The organism is Amphritea atlantica, from assembly GCF_018860855.1.
Taxonomy (GTDB): Bacteria; Pseudomonadota; Gammaproteobacteria; order Pseudomonadales; family Balneatricaceae; genus Amphritea; species Amphritea atlantica_A.
Genome location: NZ_JAHKQE010000016.1, coordinates 12935 through 33584, shown reverse-complemented (window position 1 = coordinate 33584; position 20650 = coordinate 12935). Strand labels below are relative to the sequence as shown.

The window sequence follows — 20650 nt, the reverse complement described above, 5'->3', positions numbered from 1 at the left end:
CGACAGGGGTTAGCACATGAGTGCAGAGTTTAAACATATCACAGTGTTGCTGAATGAGGCTGTGGATACCCTGGTTGAAGATCCGGATGGGTTTTATATCGATGGGACCTTTGGTCGTGGAGGTCATTCGGCATTGGTATTAAGCCGATTATCAGAGCGCGGCCATCTGATGGGTATTGATAAAGATCCGGAAGCGATTATCTGCGCAGCCGAACGATTTGGCGATGAACCACGTTTTAGTATTGAGCGAGGGTCATTTGCGCAGTTGGAAGAGTTTGTTCGTCGGCGGGAGTTGGCGGGACAGGTCGATGGTGTGCTGTTAGATCTAGGCGTTTCATCGCCGCAATTGGATGACCCTAATCGTGGTTTTAGCTTTATGTCCGATGGGCCGCTGGATATGCGGATGAATCCGGATGTCGGTGAAAGCGCAGCGCAGTGGTTGGCACGGGCAGGAGAGAAAGAGATTGCCGACGTGCTCTATACCTATGGTGAAGAGCGGCATTCGCGGCGGATGGCCAAGGCGATTGTTCATGAGCGCGCGTTGGATCCTATTGTGACGACAGGCCGCTTGGCGAAAATTATTACTGAGGCGAACCCTGCGTGGGAGAAAGGTAAAAATCCGGCTACCCGCGCATTTCAAGGTATTCGTATCTTTATTAATCGTGAACTGGAAGATCTGGAAGATTGCCTAGATCAGGCGCTCGAGATGCTGAAACCGGGTGGCAAGCTGGTGGTGATCAGTTTTCATTCGCTGGAAGACCGCATCGTTAAGCGCTTCATCCGTAAGTATGTCAAAGGTGATGAACACCTTCCCCCCGGTATTCCGGTGACGGATGATATGTTGAATATCCGTCTTAAGGCGGTGGGTAAAGCGATGAAAGCGGGACAGGATGAGGTGTCTGATAACCCTCGTTCACGTAGTGCCGTGATGCGGGTTGCTAAAAAACTACGATGAAACTGAGTCTGCCATTACCAAGCTGGCTGAAGGCGAAAGAGGAGCCGCCGATCAGTGGGGTGATTGAACCTACTGAGCTAATTAAGCCGGGTTTGCTGCTGTTTTGTTTAGTCGCGCTGCTGGTGGTGTCGGCATTGTTGGTTATCTGGTCGGCACATCAGTACCGGGTTTTGTTTAATCAGCAGCAAGAGTTGGTGCAGCAGTGGGATGAGTTACAGGTTGAGTGGGGTCAGTTATTGCTCGAACAGGGCACGTTGGCCGCGAATAATCGGGTTGAGTCAGTGGCAATTAAACGCCTAGGCATGCGAATTCCTGAACAGGTTGAGGTGATTAGAGATGAGCGATGAGCAAGGCTTGCAAGCTCGTGCAGCAAGAGGCTGGCGTTTATGGCTGGTGTTTGCCTTGCTGTGCCTGATTGCGGCTGGCGTCGCTGGCAAAATGCTCTCGCTGAATGTACAGGAACAGGATTTTTTAAAGCGCCAGGGTGATGCTCGCGTGCTGCGTACAGCGATCATTCCCGCGCATCGGGGGATGATCAGTGACCGTAATGGATTGCCGCTGTCGGTTAGCGCCCCGGTTTCAACGGTATGGATGAATCCAAAAGAGTTTGATCTGCAAAGCGCCTCAATCACTAAACTGGCGAGTTTGATCGATACCGATAAAAACACCTTGTTAAAGCGGGTGTCACGTTTTCGAGATAAACAGTTTATCTATCTCAAGCGGCAGATGACGCCTGCTCAGGCGGAACAGGTAGAAGAGTTACATATTCCCGGTATCTATGTTGATCGAGAATATAAACGCTTTTATCCGGCGGCCGAAGTGGCGACTCATCTAGTTGGTTTTACCGGTTTAGATGGTGTGGGACAGGAAGGTATTGAGCTGGCATTTGAAGATTGGTTGCAGGGCATACCCGGCAAGAAACTGGTGATGCGGGATCTGTTGGGACGGACGGTTAAACATATCCGTGAGTTAGAGCCGATGGTGCAGGGCAAGGATCTGCAGCTGAGTATCGATCTACGGTTGCAATATTTGGCCTATCGGGAATTGAAAGCGGCGGTGCAGGCTCATAAGGCGGATTCCGCTGCGATGGTTGTGTTGGATGTGCACACCGGTGAGGTTTTGGCGATGGTGAACCAACCCTCCTATAACCCGAATGACAGAAGCAATCTTGGTAGCGGGATGGAGTCGTTACGTAACCGCGCGGTGACCGATACGTTTGAGCCGGGCTCGACCATGAAACCGTTGACGATCGCAGCGGCGTTGATGAGTGGTAAGTATACCTTAGATAGCAAGATTGATACATCGCCGGGCTATATCCGCGTGAAGGGTAAAACGATTCGTGATCATCGCAACTATGGCGTGTTGAGCATGGGGCGGATTATTACTAAATCGAGCAACGTGGGGGCAACTAAGCTGGCGTTGAGTCTGCATGGCGATGCGGTGCGAAATGTATTTCATAATGTTGGGCTTGGACAGGTGCCAGGTACAGGATTCCCTGGCGAACAGGCTGGGGTGTTACCTTATTTAGCGGAAAAACGCTTGGTCGAGCGGGCGACGATGTCTTATGGCTATGGCCTCTCAGTTACACCGTTGCAACTGGCGCAGGCTTATCTGCCGTTTGCTACCGGTGGGCTAGTGCGGCATGTGTCGCTACTCAAACTCGACCGACCCGAATCAGGTACCCGCGTGATGCCAAAAAAAGTGGCAGACGCCATTTTGCGGATGATGGAAACCGTGACTCAGTCCGGCGGCACAGGGCGTCGCGCGGCGATTGAAGGTTATCGCGTGGCGGGTAAGACCGGTACGGTGCATAAAGTTGGCGTTAACGGTTACGCCGATGATCAATACATGTCGATCTTTGCTGGGGTGGCGCCGGTGGATAACCCTGCGATTGTTGCAGTCGTTATGGTGGATAACCCTAAGGGACAAGAATATTACGGTGGCGAAGTAGCTGCTCCACTCTTTTCTCGAGTGGTTGGTGGTGCATTAAGAATGCTTAATGTGGCGCCGGATAACTGGCAACCCGCTACGTCACATGTGGTGATGAAATGAGTATCGCCCAGTATACATTGGTTGATTTGCTACCGCAGTTGGCGGGAACTGAGCTGGCGTCGTTGTCAATCAGCGGAATCTGTCAGGATAGCCGTAAAGTGAAACCGGGCGATCTGTTTTTCGCCCGCGATGGTGTAAACCATAAAGGAATTGATTTTGTTTGCTCCGCTGCAGCAGAAGGGGCAGTCGCTGCGATCGTTGATGACGCAGAACTGGCTGTAGCGGGCTCTATTAATGTGGCGATCCCACTGATCGGGGTGGCTGATGTTGCTGCCACGATTGGCGAGGTCGCTTCACGTTTTTATGGCGAACCTTCTCTTCATATGCGGGTGGTGGGAGTGACCGGAACCAACGGTAAAACCTCCTGCGCCCATTATATAGCCCAGCTGTTGAACTTTTTTGGTGAGACCTGCGGTTTGATCGGCACGGTGGGTAATGGTCTGTTGGGGCGGTTGAGTGATTCGACCCATACGACTCCCGATGCTATCGGTGTGCATCAATTGTTGGCGGATTTTCGTCAGCAGGGAGCCACGGCGGTAGTGATGGAGGTGTCCAGCCACGCGTTGGATCAGCAGCGGGTTAGCGGCGTTCATTTTGACGCGGCGGGCTTCACCAATCTGTCCCGTGATCATCTTGATTATCACGGTGATATGGCGAGTTACGGCGCCGCCAAGGCTCGTTTATTTACCGATCTGGCGATTGAGCATCAGGTGATCAATGCCGACGACGTATTCGGTGCCACGCTGTTAGCTCGTGATGATGGTCAGAAGCGTGTGGGGTTTGGTGAGTCAGCGAGTGCGGCGGTACGGGCGACAGAGGTAAAACTCTCGGCAGGGATTAGTGCAAAAATCACAACTGCGCAGGGGACCTTCACGTTGGATACGGGTCTCATCGGCCGGTTTAACCTGAGCAATCTGCTGCTGGCCATCGCGATCACCGAGAAAATGGGTTATCCACAGGCGCAGATTGAACGTGGATTACGCCAGTTGAACGCCGTTGCTGGTCGAATGCAGTTGGTATCGAGAAAGCCTCCATTGGTGGTGGTTGATTATGCACACACGCCTGATGCGTTGGAAAAAGCGTTAGAGGCGTTGCGCAGCTATTGTAACGGCGAACTCTGGTGTGTGTTTGGTTGTGGTGGTGATCGAGATAAGGGTAAACGGGCGCAGATGGCACAGGTTGCTGAAAGGATGGCGGAGCGCGTCATGGTCACCAGTGATAACCCGCGTACTGAAGATCCACAACAGATTATTGACATGATTATGATGGGCTTTAGTGATACTGCTCAGGTGGTTTGCGAGGCTGACCGTCAGTTAGCCATCGAGCAGGCTGTTGCCGCACTTAAGCCAGAGGATGTTTTATTGATTGCTGGAAAAGGACACGAGAATTATCAGGATATACAAGGCGTGAAACGACCCTTTGATGATCTGGCCGTTGCCCGTGATGCGTTAGATTTAGCGCACCGAGGAGGCAACCAATGAATGGTCCATTTAGATTAAGTGAATTGACTGGACCTCTATCTGCTCAGTTGATCGGTACCGACTGTGATCTGCTGGGTGTCAGCACGGATACTCGCAATATTCATGCAGGGGATCTATTTGTTGCGTTAAAGGGCGACAATTTTGACGCCCATGACTTTGTTGTTCAGGCGGTAGCTGACGGCGCAGTGGCGGTCGTGGTAGAGCGGAAAGTTGAAGTTGATGTGCCGCAGTTAGTGGTCAGTAATACGCGAATGGCACTGGGAAATTTAGCCGCCTTCAATCGTGCTCGTTTTAGTGGCTCGATGTTTGCGGTGACCGGCAGCAGCGGTAAAACCACCGTCAAAGAGATGTTGGCTTCCATTAACCGGTTGCGGGGGCAGACTCTGGCGACGCAGGGGAATCTCAATAACGATATCGGTGTGCCGCTGACCTTGCTGCGCCTGTCGGCGGGTGATCAATATGCGGTGATTGAAATGGGGGCCAGCGGTGCACATGAAATTGCCTATAGCACTCATCTGGCCAAGCCTGATGTTGCCATACTGAATAATGCGTTTGGCGCCCACCTTGAGGGATTTGGTTCACTGCGTGGCGTGGTGCTGGCGAAGGCTGAAATATTTGAAGGTTTATCAGATAGCGGTACTGCGGTTGTTAATCTCGATGATCCTCATGCCAGTGTCTGGCTAGGAATGCTCTCGCAGCAGCCAGTGTTAACCTTTTCGATCGTTAATCATGAAGCGTCAGTGTTTGCTTCCGATATTCGACTACAGGCAAGCGGCTGTTATGCCTTTGAGTTGAACTATCAAGGCGCTCAGTATCCGGTCAGCCTCGAATTGATGGGGCGGCACAATATCGCTAATGCGTTAGCTGCGGCGGCTGCCGTGCTGGCTGATGGATGTCAGCCCGCCGTAGCGGCAGAAGGGTTGAGTCAGTGTCAAGGTGTAGCAGGACGGATGCGTCCGATTCGACTAGATGACACCACTCTGGTGATAGATGACAGTTATAACGCTAACCCTGATGCAGTGAAAGCCGCGCTAAACGCCTTGGCGGAACTTGAGGGTGAACAGGTGTTGGTGTTGGGCGATATGGGTGAGTTGGGTGCGGATGCGAAACAGAAGCATCGCGAAGTTGGGGAGTACGCGGCTAAAAAAGGGATCGATAAGTTATTGAGCTGCGGCGTATTGAGCCAGGCTGCAAATGAAAGTTTCATGGCGGCGGGTGGCCAATGTGCTGAGCATTTTTCGGATAAAGCGGCATTGTTGAGTTATATACAGCAGTTGCCGAAGTGTCCGCGTGTTCTGTTGATAAAAGGCTCCCGCAGTGCGGGAATGGATCAAATTGTAACGGGCCTGACCAATGACGGCTCTACCGACGGAGGTAGTCACTGATGTTATTGTTTTTGGCCAACTGGCTGGCTGAATATAACAGTTTTTTTACCGTGTTTAGTTATCTAACGTTACGCGGGATTCTAGGGGTGCTAACCGCTCTGTCGATCTCGTTGATGTTAGGACCTGCGCTCATTCGTAAACTGAAAAGTAAGCAGATTGGCCAGACCGTTCGTAGTGACGGTCCGGAATCTCACTTCAGTAAAGCAGGAACCCCGACGATGGGTGGGGCACTGATTATTCTGGCCATTATGATCAGTACTCTGTTGTGGGCAGACTTGACCAACCGTTATACCTGGATTGTATTGGGGGTTACCTTTATTTTCGGCGCGGTGGGTTGGGTTGATGATTACCGCATGGTGATTGAGAAAAGTACCCGAGGCTTGCCGGCGCGCTGGAAGTATTTTTGGCAGTCGGTGGGCGGTTTAGGCGCGGCGATTGTGCTCTATATGACGGCTCAGGCTCCTGCTGAAACCCAGTTGATTATTCCGATCTTTAAAGATGTCGCGATTGAAATGGGGTTGTTCTTTATCGTCTTTACCTATTTCGTCATTGTCGGCACCTCAAATGCGGTGAATCTGACGGATGGTCTCGATGGTTTGGCTATCTTGCCAACCGTGTTGGTGGCGGGGGCTTTGGGCTTTTTTGCTTACTTAGGCGGCAACGTTAATTTTGCTAACTATCTGCATATCCCTTACATCGCCGGTGCTGGCGAGTTGGTGATTATTTGTGCATCCATCGTCGGGGCTGGCCTCGGCTTTCTCTGGTTTAACACCTACCCCGCACAGGTTTTCATGGGAGATGTTGGTGCGTTAGCACTAGGGGCTGCATTAGGGGTGATTGCGGTTATCGTGCGTCAGGAATTTGTCCTGATGATTATGGGCGGCGTGTTTGTGATTGAAACCGTGTCAGTGATTTTGCAGGTAGGGTCCTTCAAATTGACCGGCCGGCGAATCTTTAGAATGGCACCGCTGCACCATCATTTTGAATTAAAAGGTTGGCCTGAACCGCGGGTGATTGTGCGGTTTTGGATCATTACCGTGGTGCTAGTGCTGATTGGCTTAGCAACCTTGAAAATACGTTAACGGAGATATTGTGAGCCTGATAGCGACGGATCAATTACGGATAATCATCGGACTGGGGCAGACCGGGCTTTCCTGTGCGCGCTATCTGGCTGATAAAGGGCTACCGTTTATTCTTGTTGATACTCGGGATACACCGCCCAATCTTGAATTGATCCATGCCGAATTTCCGGATGCGGAAGTCCATTGTGGCGAGTTGAACCCAGCACTGTTGTGTCGTGCCCGTGAAATCATTCTGAGCCCTGGGGTAGCTAAAGATCAGCCCGCTATCCAGGCCGCCGCGGCTGCAGGGGTGAAACTGAGCGGAGATATCGACCTGTTTTGTCAGGCAGTGACGGCGCCTATTGTCGCAATCACGGGCTCTAATGCTAAAAGCACGGTGACCACATTGGTAGGGCAGATGGCACTTGATGCGGGTATCGATACCGGCATTGGTGGCAATCTGGGTACCCCTGTGCTGGATATGCTGAGTGACGGTGAACAAGCGTTGTATGTGTTGGAACTGTCCAGCTTTCAATTGGAAACAGTCAATGATTTGCGGGCGACAGCAGCGACGGTGCTGAATGTGAGTCCTGATCACCTCGACCGTTATAGCAATAGCTTGCATCTTTACTATCAGGCTAAGCACCGAGTGTTTAAAGGCGCGGCGAACGTGGTGATCAATCGTGATGATCCGCTGACCTCACCATTGGTCAGTACGGGCGTTAAGATCAGCAGCTTTGGTTTAGGTCGACCCGACCTGAATCAGTTTGGGTTGCTAGAAAAACAGGGGCAAACATTCTTAGCCCGAGGCTTAACGCCGCTGTTGGCGGTCAGTGAGCTAAAAATACAGGGGCAACACAATTTAGCGAATGCGCTAGCGGCGCTGGCCTTGGGTGAAGCGGTCAATATTCCTCTTGAGTCTATGTTGCAAACCCTTAAGCAGTTTGCAGGACTGAAGCATCGTTGCCAATGGGTCGCAGATAAGCAGGGCGTAACCTATTTTAATGACAGCAAGGGCACTAACGTCGGTGCGACGGTGGCAGCGATTAATGGCTTATCTGCGATGCTGGCAGAGGGGCATAAAATTGTCTTGATTGCGGGGGGCGTGGGCAAAGGCGCTGATTTTAGCGACCTCGATCAACCCTTAAAAGAGGCTGCTCGGGCGTTGGTGCTTATCGGTAAAGACGGCGCCTTGATCGATCAAGCGGTTGGTTGTCTTGACGGTCAGTATGCTAAAAGTATGGACTCGGCGGTGCAGGTTGCGACGGCATTGGCTCAGCCCGGTGATATCGTGTTGCTTTCACCGGCTTGCGCTAGCTTCGATATGTTCAGTGGTTTTCCAGCGCGTGGCGATGCATTTATTGAGTCGGTGGAGGCGCTATGACAGCGAGTGCTGCACTTAAAACATCGATGAAAACTCAGGCAGCGGTGAGCAACCGTGTGCTGCCATTCGACCCATTACTGGTTGCGGCGGCACTGTGTTTGGTTTTGCTGGGTTTTGTGATGATAAGTTCAGCCTCGATTGAGGTTGCCGCGGTACGTAACAGTAATCCGTTTTTTTATATGATCCGCCATGGGATCTTCATTTTAATCGGTTTAACGGCGGCGATCATTGTGCTGAGGGTGCCTATCAGTCTTTGGGAACGCTGCGGCCCAGTGTTGCTGTTGATCGGTTCCGTGTTGCTGATATTGGTGTTGATCGTTGGTCGAGAAATTAATGGTTCAGTTCGTTGGATTCCGTTGGGACCGGTTAACCTTCAAGCGTCTGAAGTGGCCAAGTTTACTATGGTGGTCTATCTGTCTGGCTATTTAGTACGCCGTTTGACCGAGGTCAGAGGCAGCTGGATGGGGGTTATTAAACCCGCGTTTCCGCTGGCTTTCTTTGTCTCTTTGATGATTTTTGAGCCGGATTTTGGTGCTGCGGTGGTATTGATGGGCAGTGTTATGGGGATGATTTTCCTCGGCGGCATGAAGTTCAGCCAGTTTGCGTTGATCGTTAGCGGCTGTGTTGCCGTGATCGCTTCGTTGGCGATGTGGCAGCCCTATCGGGTGGTGCGATTAAAGACTTTCCTTGACCCTTGGGCCGATCCTTTTGGCTCCGGCTATCAGTTGGCGCAGGCTCAGATCGCCTTTGGCCGAGGTGATTGGTTGGGTGCTGGTTTAGGTAATAGTGTGCAAAAACTATTTTATCTGCCTGAGGCTCATACCGATTTTGTGTTTTCGGTACTGGCTGAGGAGATGGGGTTGATCTTTGCACTGCTGGTCGTGGTGCTATATGGCTTAATGGCGCAGCGGATGTTTCGTATTGGCCGTCGTGCTGAAAAGTTACAGCAGTTTTTTATGGCGTATATGGTTTATGGCTTCGCCATTATGTTGACCGGACAGGCGCTGATTAATATTGGTGTTAATGTCGGCGCATTACCCACTAAAGGGCTGACGCTACCTCTGGTGAGTTATGGTGGTAGTAGTTTGGTGGTCAGCTGCGTGATGATCGCAATTGTAATGCGGGTGGATTACGAGTTAAAACGGCTGCGAGTTAATGCCACGGGTATAGCAAAAGCTGGGAAAAAGAAAAAATCGACAATAGGCAGTGAAGATGAATAAGGGCCGCAAAGTACTGATTATGGCAGGCGGCACCGGAGGACATGTTTTTCCGGCGCTAGCGACGGCTGACTGCTTACGACAACAGGGTGTAGCGGTGGAGTGGCTGGGCACCGCAGCCGGTATTGAAGCGGATGTGGTACCCGCGGCAGATATTCAATTGCACTGTATTGATGTGAAAGGTTTGCGTGGTAAGGGGAAGTTAAGCTTGTTGCTGGCACCCTTGCGCTTGCTGCATGCATTGTATCAAGCATTTGGCGTGTTACGCCGAGTCAAACCGGATGTGGTGCTAGGTATGGGTGGGTTTGCTTCGGGCCCGGGTGGACTGGCTGCATGGTTAACCGGTGTGCCGGTTTTAGTGCATGAGCAGAATGCCTGTGCCGGTATGACCAATAAGATTTTAGCGAAGCTCGCTCGGCGTGTACTAGAAGCCTTCGGCGGAGCTTTCAAAAGCAAGGTAAAGACCACCGTGGTGGGCAATCCGGTACGTGGCGATATTCTTAATCTGCCTGCACCAGCCGAACGGTTTGCTGGACGAGAAGGGCCACTGCGTCTGTTAGTCGTGGGGGGGAGCTTAGGCGCTAAAGCGATCAATGAGTTGTTGCCTGAAGTATTAAGTACGCTGCCTGAGGGGATGATCCCAGAGGTGTTGCACCAAGTAGGCAAACGCAATTTGGCTGAGACTGAAGCGCTATATCGTGCGGCAGAGCTGGCCGAACGGGAATCTATTCGTGTTGTGCCTTTTATTGAACACATGGATGAAGCCTATGGCTGGGCAGATCTTGTGCTGTGCCGCTCGGGCGCATTGACGGTCAGTGAATTAAGTATTGCGGGTGTGGCGTCTATTTTGGTGCCATTTCCCTTTGCGGTAGATGACCATCAAACGGGGAATGCACGCTATTTGGCAGAGGCCGGCGCGGCGATCCTGATTCAACAAAATGAACTGAATCGGGATCGCTTGATAAATATTTTGACAGAGCAGTTGAATGACCGTGAGGTACTGCTGGCAATGGCGCAAAAAGCGCGTCAGCTGGGGCAGCCCGAGGCGAGTCAGACCGTTGCGGATATCTGTCTGGAGGTAATGAAAAAGTGACTGATAATACCACTGAAATCTATGAAGTCCCCGAGATGCGCCGTATCCGTAGAATCCACTTTGTCGGTATTGGCGGCGTGGGTATGTGCGGTATCGCAGAGGTTCTGCTGAACCAGGGGTATCAGATTACCGGTTCAGATATCAGGGCATCGGCGACCACTGATCGCCTTCAAGAGATGGGTGCTGAGATCTTTATTGGACACCTTGCAGAGAATGTTACCGCCGCTAATGTGGTCGTGATTTCTACAGCGGTTGGTAATGATAACCCAGAAGTCAGTGCGGCCCGTGAACGACGTATTCCCGTTGTACGCAGGGCGGAGATGCTGGCAGAGCTGATGCGTTATCGACATGGCATCGCCGTTGCGGGAACCCATGGTAAGACAACCACCACCAGTTTGCTGGCCTCTGTGATGGCTGAAGCGGGTTTTGATCCGACCTTTGTGATTGGTGGGCGTCTCAATAGTGCGGGTACCAATGCAAAGCTAGGTGGTAGTCGTTATTTAGTGGCCGAAGCCGACGAAAGTGATGCCTCTTTCCTGCATCTGCAACCGATGGTAGCGATTGTTACCAATATCGATGCGGATCATATGGACACCTATGGCGGTGACTTTGGCAAGTTGAAGCAGACCTTTGTCGATTTTCTCCATAACTTGCCCTTTTACGGTTTGGCTGTGCTATGCACCGATGATCCCGTGGTTAAAGAGATTATTCCCCAGGTGGGGCGTCCTATCGTGACCTACGGTGTGAATGAGGATGCTGATTATCGGGCGGAAGATATTGTTCAGCGTGGTATGCAAACCAGTTTTACGGTGAAACGGCCTGATGGGCGAGCGGATTTGCAGGTCACTGTGAACATGCCGGGCAGACATAACGTTTTGAATGCACTGGCGACCATTGCGGTAGCGAGTGATGAAGGGATTGATGATCACTCTATCTGTACAGCGTTGCAGAAGTTCGAAGGGGTCGGTCGACGTTTTCAGGTGCTGGGCGATATTCCTGTTGAGGGCGGAACTGCGATGCTGGTGGACGATTATGGCCATCACCCTCGTGAAGTTCAGGCGACCATTCGGGCGGTAAAAGGGGGTTGGCCAGACAAGCGTTTGGTTATGATTAACCAACCGCACCGCTACACCCGTACTCGAGATCTGTATGAAGATTTCGTGCAAGTGCTGTCAGAAGCGGATGTGCTGTTATTGATGGAAGTCTATGCGGCGGGAGAAGAACCGATAGCTGGCGCCGATAGCCGCAGCTTGTGCCGCAGTATTCGTCAGCGTGGCAGCGTGGATCCCGTTTTTGTGGAATCCGTGGATGCGGTGCCTAGTGTATTGAAAAATCTGTTGAAGCCGGGTGATCTATTGTTAACCCAAGGTGCTGGGAATATCACGGCACTGGCACACCAGCTTTCTAAGCTGGATTTGACCGTTGTGACGGAGGCTGATTGATGAGTCATTTCTCAATAACCGCTCAGGAACGTGCTCAATTTGGCCGGGTGGCGGTATTGTTCGGCGGTTCATCGGCAGAACGGAGTATCTCGCTGAAAAGTGGCGCTGAAGTGTTGCGTGGTTTACAGCAGGCCAATGTGGATGCCTTCGGTATCGATCTCTGTGCTGATGGCGCTGATCCTTTAGCGCAGCTACAACAGGCTGAATTTGATCGGGCATTTTTGATTATGCACGGTCGTGGTGGTGAAGATGGCACTCTGCAAGGAGTACTGGAAATCATGGCTAAACCCTATACCGGTAGTGGTGTGATGGCTTCAGCGCTAGGGATGGATAAGGTTAAGTGTAAACAGATATGGAGTGCCGCAGGACTACCAACACCCGCCTATGTGGTGCCTGATGAAGCGACCGACCTGCAGCAGTTAGTTGAGCAACTGGGTTTTCCCATGATTGTTAAACCTGCCCATGAAGGTTCAAGCATCGGTATGAGCAAGGTGCGTAGTATTGAGGCGTTAGAACAAGCCATCAATGATGCACAGCAGTTCGACCGAGCGGTGCTGGTGGAAAGTTGGATCAGTGGGCCTGAATTTACGATTGCGGTGTTAAATGGTAAAGCATTACCCGTTATTCGCTTGGAAACACCGCATGACTTTTATGATTTTGATGCTAAATATCAGGCCAATGATACCCAATACCATTTTGATAATGAGTTAACCGAGGCGCAGGAAGCCGAACTCAAGCGTCTGTCTGAGCAAGCCTTTGAGATGGTGGGTTGTCGTGGTTGGGGTCGAGTCGATGTGATGCTGGATCAGCAGCGGGGTTTTCAGCTGCTAGAAGTGAATACCTTGCCGGGTATGACCGATCATAGTTTGGTGCCGATGGCGGCACGCGAAGCGGGCATTAGTTTTGAAGAACTGGTCGTGACTATTTTACGGGGGAGCCTGTAAGCGATGCTGAAAAAACTGTTTTCTGCCGAACAACCAACACCAGAGCCGCCCAAAAGGGGGGCTTCTGCGACGGTTTATAAGAAAACAGAACAGCCGCAAAATAAAATGGCTGGCTGGTTTGGCCGCGTAAAAAAGGCACAGCCAACCGCCAAAACGGACACGCCAGCAGCGAAACAGAGCTCAACACAGCTAGTGGCTGAGCACAGCGAAGGCCCTTGGTGGAATCGCATTGATGGTGATTGGTGGGTTAAACCGGCGACTATTCTGACCGCGCTAATGGTATTTGTGGTGTTGATGAGTAACGCATACGGATCCTTGTATAACTGGTTGGATCAGCCGGTTGAGCAGGTCATATTTGCCGGTAATACGCAGCACCTTGATCGCCAACAGATAGCCGCTAAGTCGGTGGCGCTCATGAATGGTGGCCTGCTCAGCGCGGATATTCAGGCGGTCAAAGCCGGTATACAGGTTGATCCTTGGGTGTATCAGGTTGGTGTGGGTCGCCGCTGGCCGGCATCTTTATATCTGACGGTGACCGAAGAAGTACCTATTGCCCGTTGGGGTGAAGATGGTTTGTTAAACCATGAAGGCGATATTTTTTGGCCGGATGATGTTGCTAAATACAGTGCACTACCGCGTTTGCGGGGGCCTTCGAGTAATACGGGGATGATGATGTCGGAATATTACGACTTGAATCAGATGCTGCGTAATACCGGTTTACGGTTAGTTGAGTTAAAGCTCGAAGCTCGGGGTGCTTGGACTTTGTTACTGGATAATGGCATCCGAGTGGTTGTCGGTCGAGATCAGGTTGTGGCGCGGTTAGAGCGCTTTTTGACCATCTATCAACAGCGTCTGCAGGCGGAAGCGGACGCCGGCCGAATAGAACAGATTGATATTCGATACAACAACGGCATTGCCGTTAAGTGGCGCCCTTTGGCGGCCACTGATGAACAACAGAAGGGTTGATACAGAGAATATGGCGATGAAGCCTGGAAATAATATGATCGTGGCACTGGATATAGGCACCTCAAAAGTGGTGTGTCTTGTTGGTGAAGTTGGCCTTGACGGCATGATCGATATCGTAGGTATTGGTTCACATGAATCCCGTGGACTGAAGCGCGGGGTCGTGGTGAATATTGAATCCACCGTGCACTCCATTCAGCGAGCGGTGGATGAAGCTGAGTTGATGGCAGGTTGTAAGATTCATTCTGTCACGGTGGGCATTGCAGGTAGCCATATTAATAGCATGAATTCTCACGGCATCGTTGCGGTTCGTGAGGGTGAAGTGATGGAGCATGATCTCGATCGAGTCATCGATGCAGCTCGCGCCGTCGCCATACCGGCTGATCAGAAAATTCTGCATATCTTACCGCAGGAATATGTCATCGATAATCAGGAAGGTATTCGCGAGCCACTAGGGATGTCCGGTGTGCGTTTAGAAGCCAAGGTTCATCTGGTGACCGGTGCGGTAAATGCAGTACAGAATATTGAAAAATGTGTTCAGCGTTGTGGTTTAGCGGTGGATAACTCTGTGTTAGAGCAGCTAGCGTCGAGTTTGTCAGTGTTGACCGAGGACGAGAAAGAACTGGGTGTTTGTATGGTGGATATGGGCGGTGGTACCACCGATATCGCCATCTTTACCGGCGGTTCGATTCGACATACTGCGGTTATCCCGATAGCTGGTGATCAGGTGACCAACGATATCGCCATGGCGTTGCGTACACCGACACCCCATGCGGAAGAGATTAAAATTAAATATGCCTGCGCATTGGCGCAACTGGCCAGAGCCGAAGATACGATTAAGGTGCCGAGTGTGGGTGATCGGCCATCACGGGATCTATCTCGCCAAGCGTTGGCTGAAGTCGTTGAGCCTCGCTATGACGAACTGTTTACGCTGATACAGTCAGAGTTGCGTCGTAGTGGATTTGAAGATTTGGTCGCGGCGGGTATCGTCCTGACTGGCGGCACGGCGAAGATGGAAGGCGCAGTCGAACTCGCTGAAGAGATTTTTCATATGCCAGTACGTCTGGCATTGCCAAAAGGGGTGCGCGGGATGGGGGATATTTTGAATAGCCCCATCTATGCCACCGGTATTGGCTTACTGCAATACGCGAAACAAGATGTACAGCATCAGGCTGAAGCGGTGCTGGTTGACGATGGTCCTGAGCAGCCGAATGTACTGCAACGGATGAAAACCTGGTTTCAGGGGAACTTCTGATGATTTTGTAAGCGTAAGGCAGAATGGATTCGAAGTATAAATAGAGCGGGGCGTGATACATACGGTGTTACCCCGAGTGATTGAAGTATTCACAGGATGTGGCAGTCAGCAATGAAACAGAATGCAACACAAGCAGGTGCGGGTCGGGCACTGAACCTGGAGGGAAGGGATATGTTTGAATTAGTGAATAACATTGCACAGAGCGCCGTCATTAAAGTGATTGGCGTTGGTGGTGGCGGCGGTAACGCGGTCCAGCACATGGTCTCGTCAGAAGTTGATGGGGTTGAGTTTATCTGTGCCAATACCGATGCACAGGCCTTGAATAATATGGCCTCGCGCAGTGTCCTGCAATTAGGTGGCGAGATCACCAAAGGGTTGGGGGCAGGAGCGAATCCTGATATTGGTCGGCAGGCGGCTTTGGATGATCGTGATCAGATCGTCGAGATGCTTCGCGGCGCGGATATGGTGTTTATCACCGCCGGTATGGGGGGCGGTACAGGTACGGGGGCAGCACCGATTGTTGCTGAAGTGGCAAAAGAGCTCGGTATCCTGACCGTTGCGGTGGTCACTAAGCCTTTCCCGTTTGAAGGTAAAAAGCGAATGCTGATTGCCGATCAGGGTATCAAAGAGCTTTCTGAGCATGTTGATTCCTTGATTATTGTGCCCAACGAAAAACTGCTCCAGGTGCTGGGTAAAAACTGTACCCTGATGAAGGCCTTTGATGAAGCCAATGACGTGCTGAAAGGCGCTGTGCAGGGCATCTCTGATCTGATTATCCGTCCGGGTATGATCAACGTCGACTTTGCAGATGTGCGTACTGTGATGTCAGAAATGGGCACCTCGATGATGGGCACCGGTATGGCACGGGGTGAAAACCGTGCGATGGAAGCAGCACAGGCGGCTGTTCGTAGTCCATTACTTGAAGATGTCGATCTCATGGGCGCTCGAGGCATTCTGGTCAATATCACTGCGGGTCTCGATTTGGGACTCGGTGAGTTTAGTGATGTGGGGCAGGTGATCGAAGAGTTTGCCTCCGATAATGCTATCGTCGTGGTCGGTACGGTTATTGATCCAGAAATGACTGATGATATTAAGGTGACCGTTGTCGCTACCGGATTACAAAAAGCTGAACCTGAAGAAACGACGGTTAAGGTGGTGAGTAGTAACCGTAAGCCCGACGGTGAACTCGATCTAGATCAGCTTGAATTGCCGGCCGTGCATCGTCGAAAGGCAGATCATATCAGTGCTGAAAAAAATAGAGTGTCACAGAGGGAACTTTCTAGCTCACAGCAGTCGAAGAGTAGCACGCAAGGAGAAACTGAGACCTATCTGGATATCCCGACGTTTCTGCGGCGTCAGGCGGATTGATGAAATTGATCTCTTAGCCTGACATTGTCGGTATTACGCTAAATCAGTTATTGCTGATATAGACGTAATTTTGCTAAAATGGCGCGTTTATCGCCACAAAATAACCTTGGCAGGAAATATGATCGGACAACGTACATTACGGAACAGTATTAAAGCAACTGGCGTGGGCCTCCACACTGGGCAGAAAGTGTATTTGACACTAAAACCTGCCCCCGTGGATACCGGCATTGTTTTCCGTCGCGTCGATCTCGAGCCAATGGTAGAGATTAATGCTTGCGCCAAAAATGTCGGTGATACGACGCTATCAACCAATCTGCAGAAAGGTGACGTACGGGTCTGCACGGTAGAGCACTTGTTGTCGGCTCTTGCTGGACTGGGTATTGATAATGCGTTTGTTGAGCTGAGTGCTGAAGAAGTGCCGATCATGGATGGTAGTGCTGCGCCGTTTGTCTTCCTGATTCAATCTGCTGGTATTCAGGAACAGGATGCCCCTAAACAGTTTATCCGCATTAAGAAAGAGATTAGTGTCGAACTAGATGAAAAGTCGGCCACCTTTAAGCCGTTTGACGGTTTTAAAGTAAGTTTTATGATTGAATTTGATCATCCCGCTTTCGCTGAAAAAAACATGGAAGCCTGCCTCGATTTTTCTAGCACCTCATTTGTTAAAGAGGTTAGCCGTGCGCGTACCTTTGGTTTTATGCGGGATATTGAATATCTACGAGGCCAAAATCTGGCATTGGGTGGCAGTATGGATAATGCCATCGTTGTTGATGACTACCGTATCTTGAATGAAGATGGTCTGCGGTATGATGATGAGTTTGTAAAACATAAGGTGCTGGATGCGGTTGGTGATCTTTATCTGTTGGGTAAAAGCTTGATTGGTGAATTTCATGGCTTCAAATCAGGACACCATTTAAACAATTTGCTGTTGCGTAAACTACTGGAAACAGAAGACGCGTGGGAGATTGTTACCTTTGAAGGGCGCGAACAATCGATGCCTATTTCATACTTGCAGCCCGCCGCTGTCAGCTAAATCGTATCCATTCTATAAAAGCCGGACTCTTCAGTCCGGCTTTTTACCATTTTTCCGGTCATTTATACCCGCTGAAAAAATATCCCTATTGAGATTCAATTTGATGCCCCAATAGATGTAGAATGTTGCGTTAATTTAATACTTTAACCGGCCCAAGCCCGCCGCTGCTAATAGGTAAATAATCAGATTATGTTCACTTCGATGTTTAAGAAGGTATTTGGTAGTAAGAACGATCGCGTACTCAAACAGATGGGTAAGGTCGTTAAGCAGATCAATAGCTATGAAAGCGAAGTAGAACCCCTCTCTGATGATGATCTGAAAGCCAAGACAGTTGAGTTCAAAGCGCGTTTGGCTCAGGGCGAAAGTCTGGATGCCATTCTACCGGAAGCCTTTGCGGTGGTGCGTGAAGCCTCCCGTCGGGTTATGGGGATGCGTCACTTCGATGTGCAGATGATCGGTGGTATCACGCTGCATGAAGGTAAAGTCGCAGAGATGCGTACCGGTGAAGGTAAAACCCTGGTAGCAACACTGCCTGTCTACCTGAATGCGCTAGCGGGCCGGGGCGTTCATGTTGTCACAGTGAACGATTATCTAGCCAGTCGAGATGCCGAGTGGATGCGCCCACTGTATGAGTTTCTCGGTATGAGCGTCGGTGTCGTATTATCCGGCCAAGACCCGCAAACTAAACGCGACGCTTATCATTGCGATATTACTTACGGTACTAACAACGAATTTGGCTTCGACTATCTGCGCGATAACATGGCCTTTAGTGTTGAAGACAAAGTACAGCGTGATTTTTTCTTCTCAGTTGTGGATGAGGTTGACTCCATTCTGATTGATGAAGCGCGTACACCGCTGATTATTTCTGGTGCGGCGGAAGATAGTTCCGAAATGTACCGCAAGATGAACACCTTGATTCCGGTACTGGAAAAGTTTGATGGCGAGATCGATCCTAAAGAAGAGATCGAGATTGACGGTGATTTTGCTGTTGATGAGAAGAACCGCACCGTTGAACTGACTGAGCGTGGTCATCAGCGCATTGAGGAGATGCTCTCCAAAGAGGGGATTCTGGCCGAAGGTGAAAGTCTCTATGCACCACAGAACTTAGGTATGCTGCACCATGTATTGGCAGCACTGCGGGCGCATAATCTGTTCCAGCGAGATGTGGATTACATCGTTCAAGATGGTGAAGTGGTTATCGTTGATGAGCACACCGGTCGTATTATGCCGGGGCGTCGCTGGTCTGAAGGTTTGCATCAAGCAGTTGAAGCGAAAGAAGGCGTGCATATTAATCAAGAAAGTCAGACGTTGGCATCGACTACCTTCCAGAACTACTTCCGTTTGTATGAAAAACTGTCTGGTATGACTGGTACCGCAGATACCGAAGCATTCGAATTGAATCAGATCTATGGTCTGGATGTTGTGGTTATCCCAACCAATGTACCGGTTGCGCGGATCGACTATAACGATTTGGTTTTCCTCACAATTGAAGAGAAGTACGAAGCGATTCTAAAAGAGATCGAGCACTGCGTTGAAGAGAAACGTCCCGTGCTGGTGGGTACCGCCTCGGTTGAATCGTCTGAAATGATCTCTAACTTCTTGAAGAAGAAAAACTTCCCTCACAATGTCTTGAACGCCAAGAATCACGGTAAGGAAGCGACTATTATCGCCGATGCTGGCCGTGCCGGTGCAGTGACGATTGCCACCAATATGGCGGGTCGTGGTACCGATATCGTCCTGGGCGGTAAGTTTGAAGCGGTGCTGGAAGGTTTAGATAACCCGACTGAAGAGCAGATTGCGCAGGCGAAGGCTGAATGGCAAGAACGCCATGATGCGGTGTTGAAGGCGGGTGGTCTACATATTATCGGTACTGAACGTCATGAATCACGCCGTATCGATAACCAGCTTCGAGGCCGTGCCGGTCGTCAGGGTGATAATGGTTCATCGCGCTTCTTCCTGTCATTGGAAGATGATCTGATGCGTATCTTTGCTTCTGATCGTGTGCGTCAGTTTATGAAAGCGCTGGGGATGGAGAAGGGCGAGGCGATCGAGCATAAGATGGTCTCTAACGCGATTGAAAAAGCACAGCGTAAAGTTGAAGGCCGTAACTACGATATTCGTAAGCAACTGCTGGAATATGATGATGTGGCGAACGATCAGCGCCGGGCGGTCTATGATCAGCGTAATGAGCTGATGGCGACCAATGATATTTCTGAAACCATCGAGGCGGTACGCGCTGAAGTGGTTGAAAATACAATCAATGATTATATCAAGCCTCAGAGCTTGGAAGAGCAATGGGATGTTGCTGGGTTAGAGAAACACATCGAGTCTGAATTCGGTATAGAGATGCCGATTCAGGAATGGCTAGATAAAGATGACACCCTGCATGAAGATACACTGCGTGAGCGGATTCTGCGGGATATCGTCGAAGATTATCAGGCTAAAGCGGCATTTGTTGGGGTGGAAAATATGCGCCTGTTCGAGAAACAGGTGATGTTGCAGGTGCTGGATACGCTGTGGAAAGAGCATCTTCAATCGATGGATATGCTGCGTCAAGGGATTCACCTGCGTGGTTATGCACAGAAAAACCCAAAACAGGAATACAAACGCGAATCCTTTATCTTATTTGAGCATCTGTTGGAAAATATTAAGACCGATGTGATCAAAATTCTGAGTCATGTACAGGTACGCCAACCAGAAGAACTGGACGAGCTAGAACGTCAGCGTCGTGAGCAGGCCGAACAGCAGCAGATGAATTTCCAGCATGCTGAGTCATCGGCAATGGCTGCCGATGAGCCTGAAGCTGATGAAGCACCAGAAGCGGCGGCTGAAGTTGAAACCTTTGTGCGTGATGGCAAAAAAGTGGGTCGTAATGATCCTTGCCCTTGTGGTTCAGGCAAGAAGTATAAACAGTGTCACGGTAAGCTGAACTGATCGCTTAAGGGGTAATACTTACCCTGATTGCGTGATTGATTAATCGATAGAAAGCAGCCAAGCTGCTTTCTTTTTTTTCAAGG

The 20650-nt window shown here is 50.6% G+C and carries 16 protein-coding genes; all 16 read left to right on the top strand.

Annotated features, from left to right (window positions below; translation table 11 throughout):
* Positions 1–16: 16 nt before the first annotated feature.
* The 16 genes from rsmH to secA all read left to right on the top strand — a co-directional run bounded on the left by rsmH (position 17) and on the right by secA (position 20567).
* Positions 17–955, top strand: a complete 939-nt coding sequence (rsmH, locus tag KO512_RS07020; RefSeq protein ID WP_215951618.1) for a 16S rRNA (cytosine(1402)-N(4))-methyltransferase RsmH — start codon at positions 17–19, stop codon at positions 953–955.
* Positions 952–1302: a cell division protein FtsL gene (ftsL, locus tag KO512_RS07015; protein ID WP_215951617.1), complete on the top strand. Its 351-nt coding sequence runs from the start codon at positions 952–954 to the stop codon at positions 1300–1302. Before rsmH ends, ftsL begins: the two co-directional genes overlap by 4 nt.
* Positions 1292–3007: a peptidoglycan D,D-transpeptidase FtsI family protein gene (locus tag KO512_RS07010; RefSeq protein WP_215951616.1), complete on the top strand. Its 1716-nt coding sequence runs from the start codon at positions 1292–1294 to the stop codon at positions 3005–3007. Before ftsL ends, KO512_RS07010 begins: the two co-directional genes overlap by 11 nt.
* Positions 3004–4488, top strand: coding sequence for a UDP-N-acetylmuramoyl-L-alanyl-D-glutamate--2,6-diaminopimelate ligase (locus KO512_RS07005; protein ID WP_215951615.1), 1485 nt, complete (start codon positions 3004–3006; stop codon positions 4486–4488). The genes KO512_RS07010 and KO512_RS07005 overlap by 4 nt, the downstream gene beginning before the upstream one ends.
* Positions 4485–5873: a UDP-N-acetylmuramoyl-tripeptide--D-alanyl-D-alanine ligase gene (locus tag KO512_RS07000; protein WP_215951614.1), complete on the top strand. Its 1389-nt coding sequence runs from the start codon at positions 4485–4487 to the stop codon at positions 5871–5873. The genes KO512_RS07005 and KO512_RS07000 overlap by 4 nt, the downstream gene beginning before the upstream one ends.
* Positions 5873–6955, top strand: a complete 1083-nt coding sequence (gene mraY, locus KO512_RS06995) for a phospho-N-acetylmuramoyl-pentapeptide-transferase (protein WP_215951613.1) — start codon at positions 5873–5875, stop codon at positions 6953–6955. The genes KO512_RS07000 and mraY overlap by 1 nt, the downstream gene beginning before the upstream one ends.
* A gap of 10 nt (positions 6956–6965) precedes the next feature.
* Positions 6966–8318: a UDP-N-acetylmuramoyl-L-alanine--D-glutamate ligase gene (gene murD, locus KO512_RS06990; protein ID WP_215951612.1), complete on the top strand. Its 1353-nt coding sequence runs from the start codon at positions 6966–6968 to the stop codon at positions 8316–8318.
* 26 nt (positions 8319–8344) lie between these two features.
* The gene (gene ftsW / locus KO512_RS06985) at positions 8345–9538 is read left to right on the top strand and encodes a putative lipid II flippase FtsW (protein WP_215951653.1); all 1194 of its coding nucleotides are present in this window, start codon (positions 8345–8347) and stop codon (positions 9536–9538) included.
* Positions 9531–10628: an undecaprenyldiphospho-muramoylpentapeptide beta-N-acetylglucosaminyltransferase gene (gene murG, locus KO512_RS06980; RefSeq protein ID WP_215951611.1), complete on the top strand. Its 1098-nt coding sequence runs from the start codon at positions 9531–9533 to the stop codon at positions 10626–10628. The genes ftsW and murG overlap by 8 nt, the downstream gene beginning before the upstream one ends.
* 35 nt (positions 10629–10663) lie before the next feature.
* On the top strand, positions 10664–12070 hold the full coding sequence (gene murC, locus KO512_RS06975) for a UDP-N-acetylmuramate--L-alanine ligase (RefSeq protein WP_215951652.1): 1407 nt from the start codon (positions 10664–10666) through the stop codon (positions 12068–12070).
* Positions 12070–13014 (top strand): D-alanine--D-alanine ligase, encoded by a 945-nt coding sequence (locus tag KO512_RS06970; RefSeq protein WP_215951610.1) that lies wholly within the window; start codon positions 12070–12072, stop codon positions 13012–13014. Before murC ends, KO512_RS06970 begins: the two co-directional genes overlap by 1 nt.
* A gap of 3 nt (positions 13015–13017) precedes the next feature.
* Complete coding sequence (locus KO512_RS06965) at positions 13018–13980, top strand: cell division protein FtsQ/DivIB (RefSeq protein WP_215951609.1); 963 nt, start codon at positions 13018–13020, stop codon at positions 13978–13980.
* Between the two features lie 10 nt (positions 13981–13990).
* Positions 13991–15232 (top strand): cell division protein FtsA, encoded by a 1242-nt coding sequence (gene ftsA, locus KO512_RS06960; protein ID WP_436792273.1) that lies wholly within the window; start codon positions 13991–13993, stop codon positions 15230–15232.
* 171 nt (positions 15233–15403) lie between these two features.
* Positions 15404–16600: a cell division protein FtsZ gene (ftsZ, locus tag KO512_RS06955; RefSeq protein ID WP_215951650.1), complete on the top strand. Its 1197-nt coding sequence runs from the start codon at positions 15404–15406 to the stop codon at positions 16598–16600.
* Between the two features lie 118 nt (positions 16601–16718).
* On the top strand, positions 16719–17633 hold the full coding sequence (gene lpxC / locus KO512_RS06950; protein ID WP_215951608.1) for a UDP-3-O-acyl-N-acetylglucosamine deacetylase: 915 nt from the start codon (positions 16719–16721) through the stop codon (positions 17631–17633).
* Between the two features lie 189 nt (positions 17634–17822).
* Positions 17823–20567, top strand: coding sequence for a preprotein translocase subunit SecA (gene secA, locus KO512_RS06945; protein WP_215951607.1), 2745 nt, complete (start codon positions 17823–17825; stop codon positions 20565–20567).
* The last annotated feature ends 83 nt before the right edge of the window (positions 20568–20650 follow it).

Bases quoted from the DNA above. Each gene is read 5' to 3' on its own strand.
- mraY (WP_215951613.1), top strand. From the start codon at position 5,873: ATGTTATTGTTTTTGGCCAACTGGCTGGCTGAATATAACAGTTTTTTT.
- ftsW (WP_215951653.1), top strand. From the start codon at position 8,345: ATGAAAACTCAGGCAGCGGTGAGCAACCGTGTGCTGCCATTCGACCCA.
- KO512_RS07000 (WP_215951614.1), top strand. From the start codon at position 4,485: ATGAATGGTCCATTTAGATTAAGTGAATTGACTGGACCTCTATCTGCT.
- secA (WP_215951607.1), top strand. From the start codon at position 17,823: ATGTTCACTTCGATGTTTAAGAAGGTATTTGGTAGTAAGAACGATCGC.
- ftsA (WP_436792273.1), top strand. From the start codon at position 13,991: ATGGCGATGAAGCCTGGAAATAATATGATCGTGGCACTGGATATAGGC.
- murG (WP_215951611.1), top strand. From the start codon at position 9,531: ATGAATAAGGGCCGCAAAGTACTGATTATGGCAGGCGGCACCGGAGGA.
- KO512_RS06970 (WP_215951610.1), top strand. From the start codon at position 12,070: ATGAGTCATTTCTCAATAACCGCTCAGGAACGTGCTCAATTTGGCCGG.
- murC (WP_215951652.1), top strand. From the start codon at position 10,664: ATGCGCCGTATCCGTAGAATCCACTTTGTCGGTATTGGCGGCGTGGGT.
- KO512_RS06965 (WP_215951609.1), top strand. From the start codon at position 13,018: ATGCTGAAAAAACTGTTTTCTGCCGAACAACCAACACCAGAGCCGCCC.
- KO512_RS07005 (WP_215951615.1), top strand. From the start codon at position 3,004: ATGAGTATCGCCCAGTATACATTGGTTGATTTGCTACCGCAGTTGGCG.
- ftsL (WP_215951617.1), top strand. From the start codon at position 952: ATGAAACTGAGTCTGCCATTACCAAGCTGGCTGAAGGCGAAAGAGGAG.
- lpxC (WP_215951608.1), top strand. From the start codon at position 16,719: ATGATCGGACAACGTACATTACGGAACAGTATTAAAGCAACTGGCGTG.
- KO512_RS07010 (WP_215951616.1), top strand. From the start codon at position 1,292: ATGAGCGATGAGCAAGGCTTGCAAGCTCGTGCAGCAAGAGGCTGGCGT.
- rsmH (WP_215951618.1), top strand. From the start codon at position 17: ATGAGTGCAGAGTTTAAACATATCACAGTGTTGCTGAATGAGGCTGTG.
- ftsZ (WP_215951650.1), top strand. From the start codon at position 15,404: ATGTTTGAATTAGTGAATAACATTGCACAGAGCGCCGTCATTAAAGTG.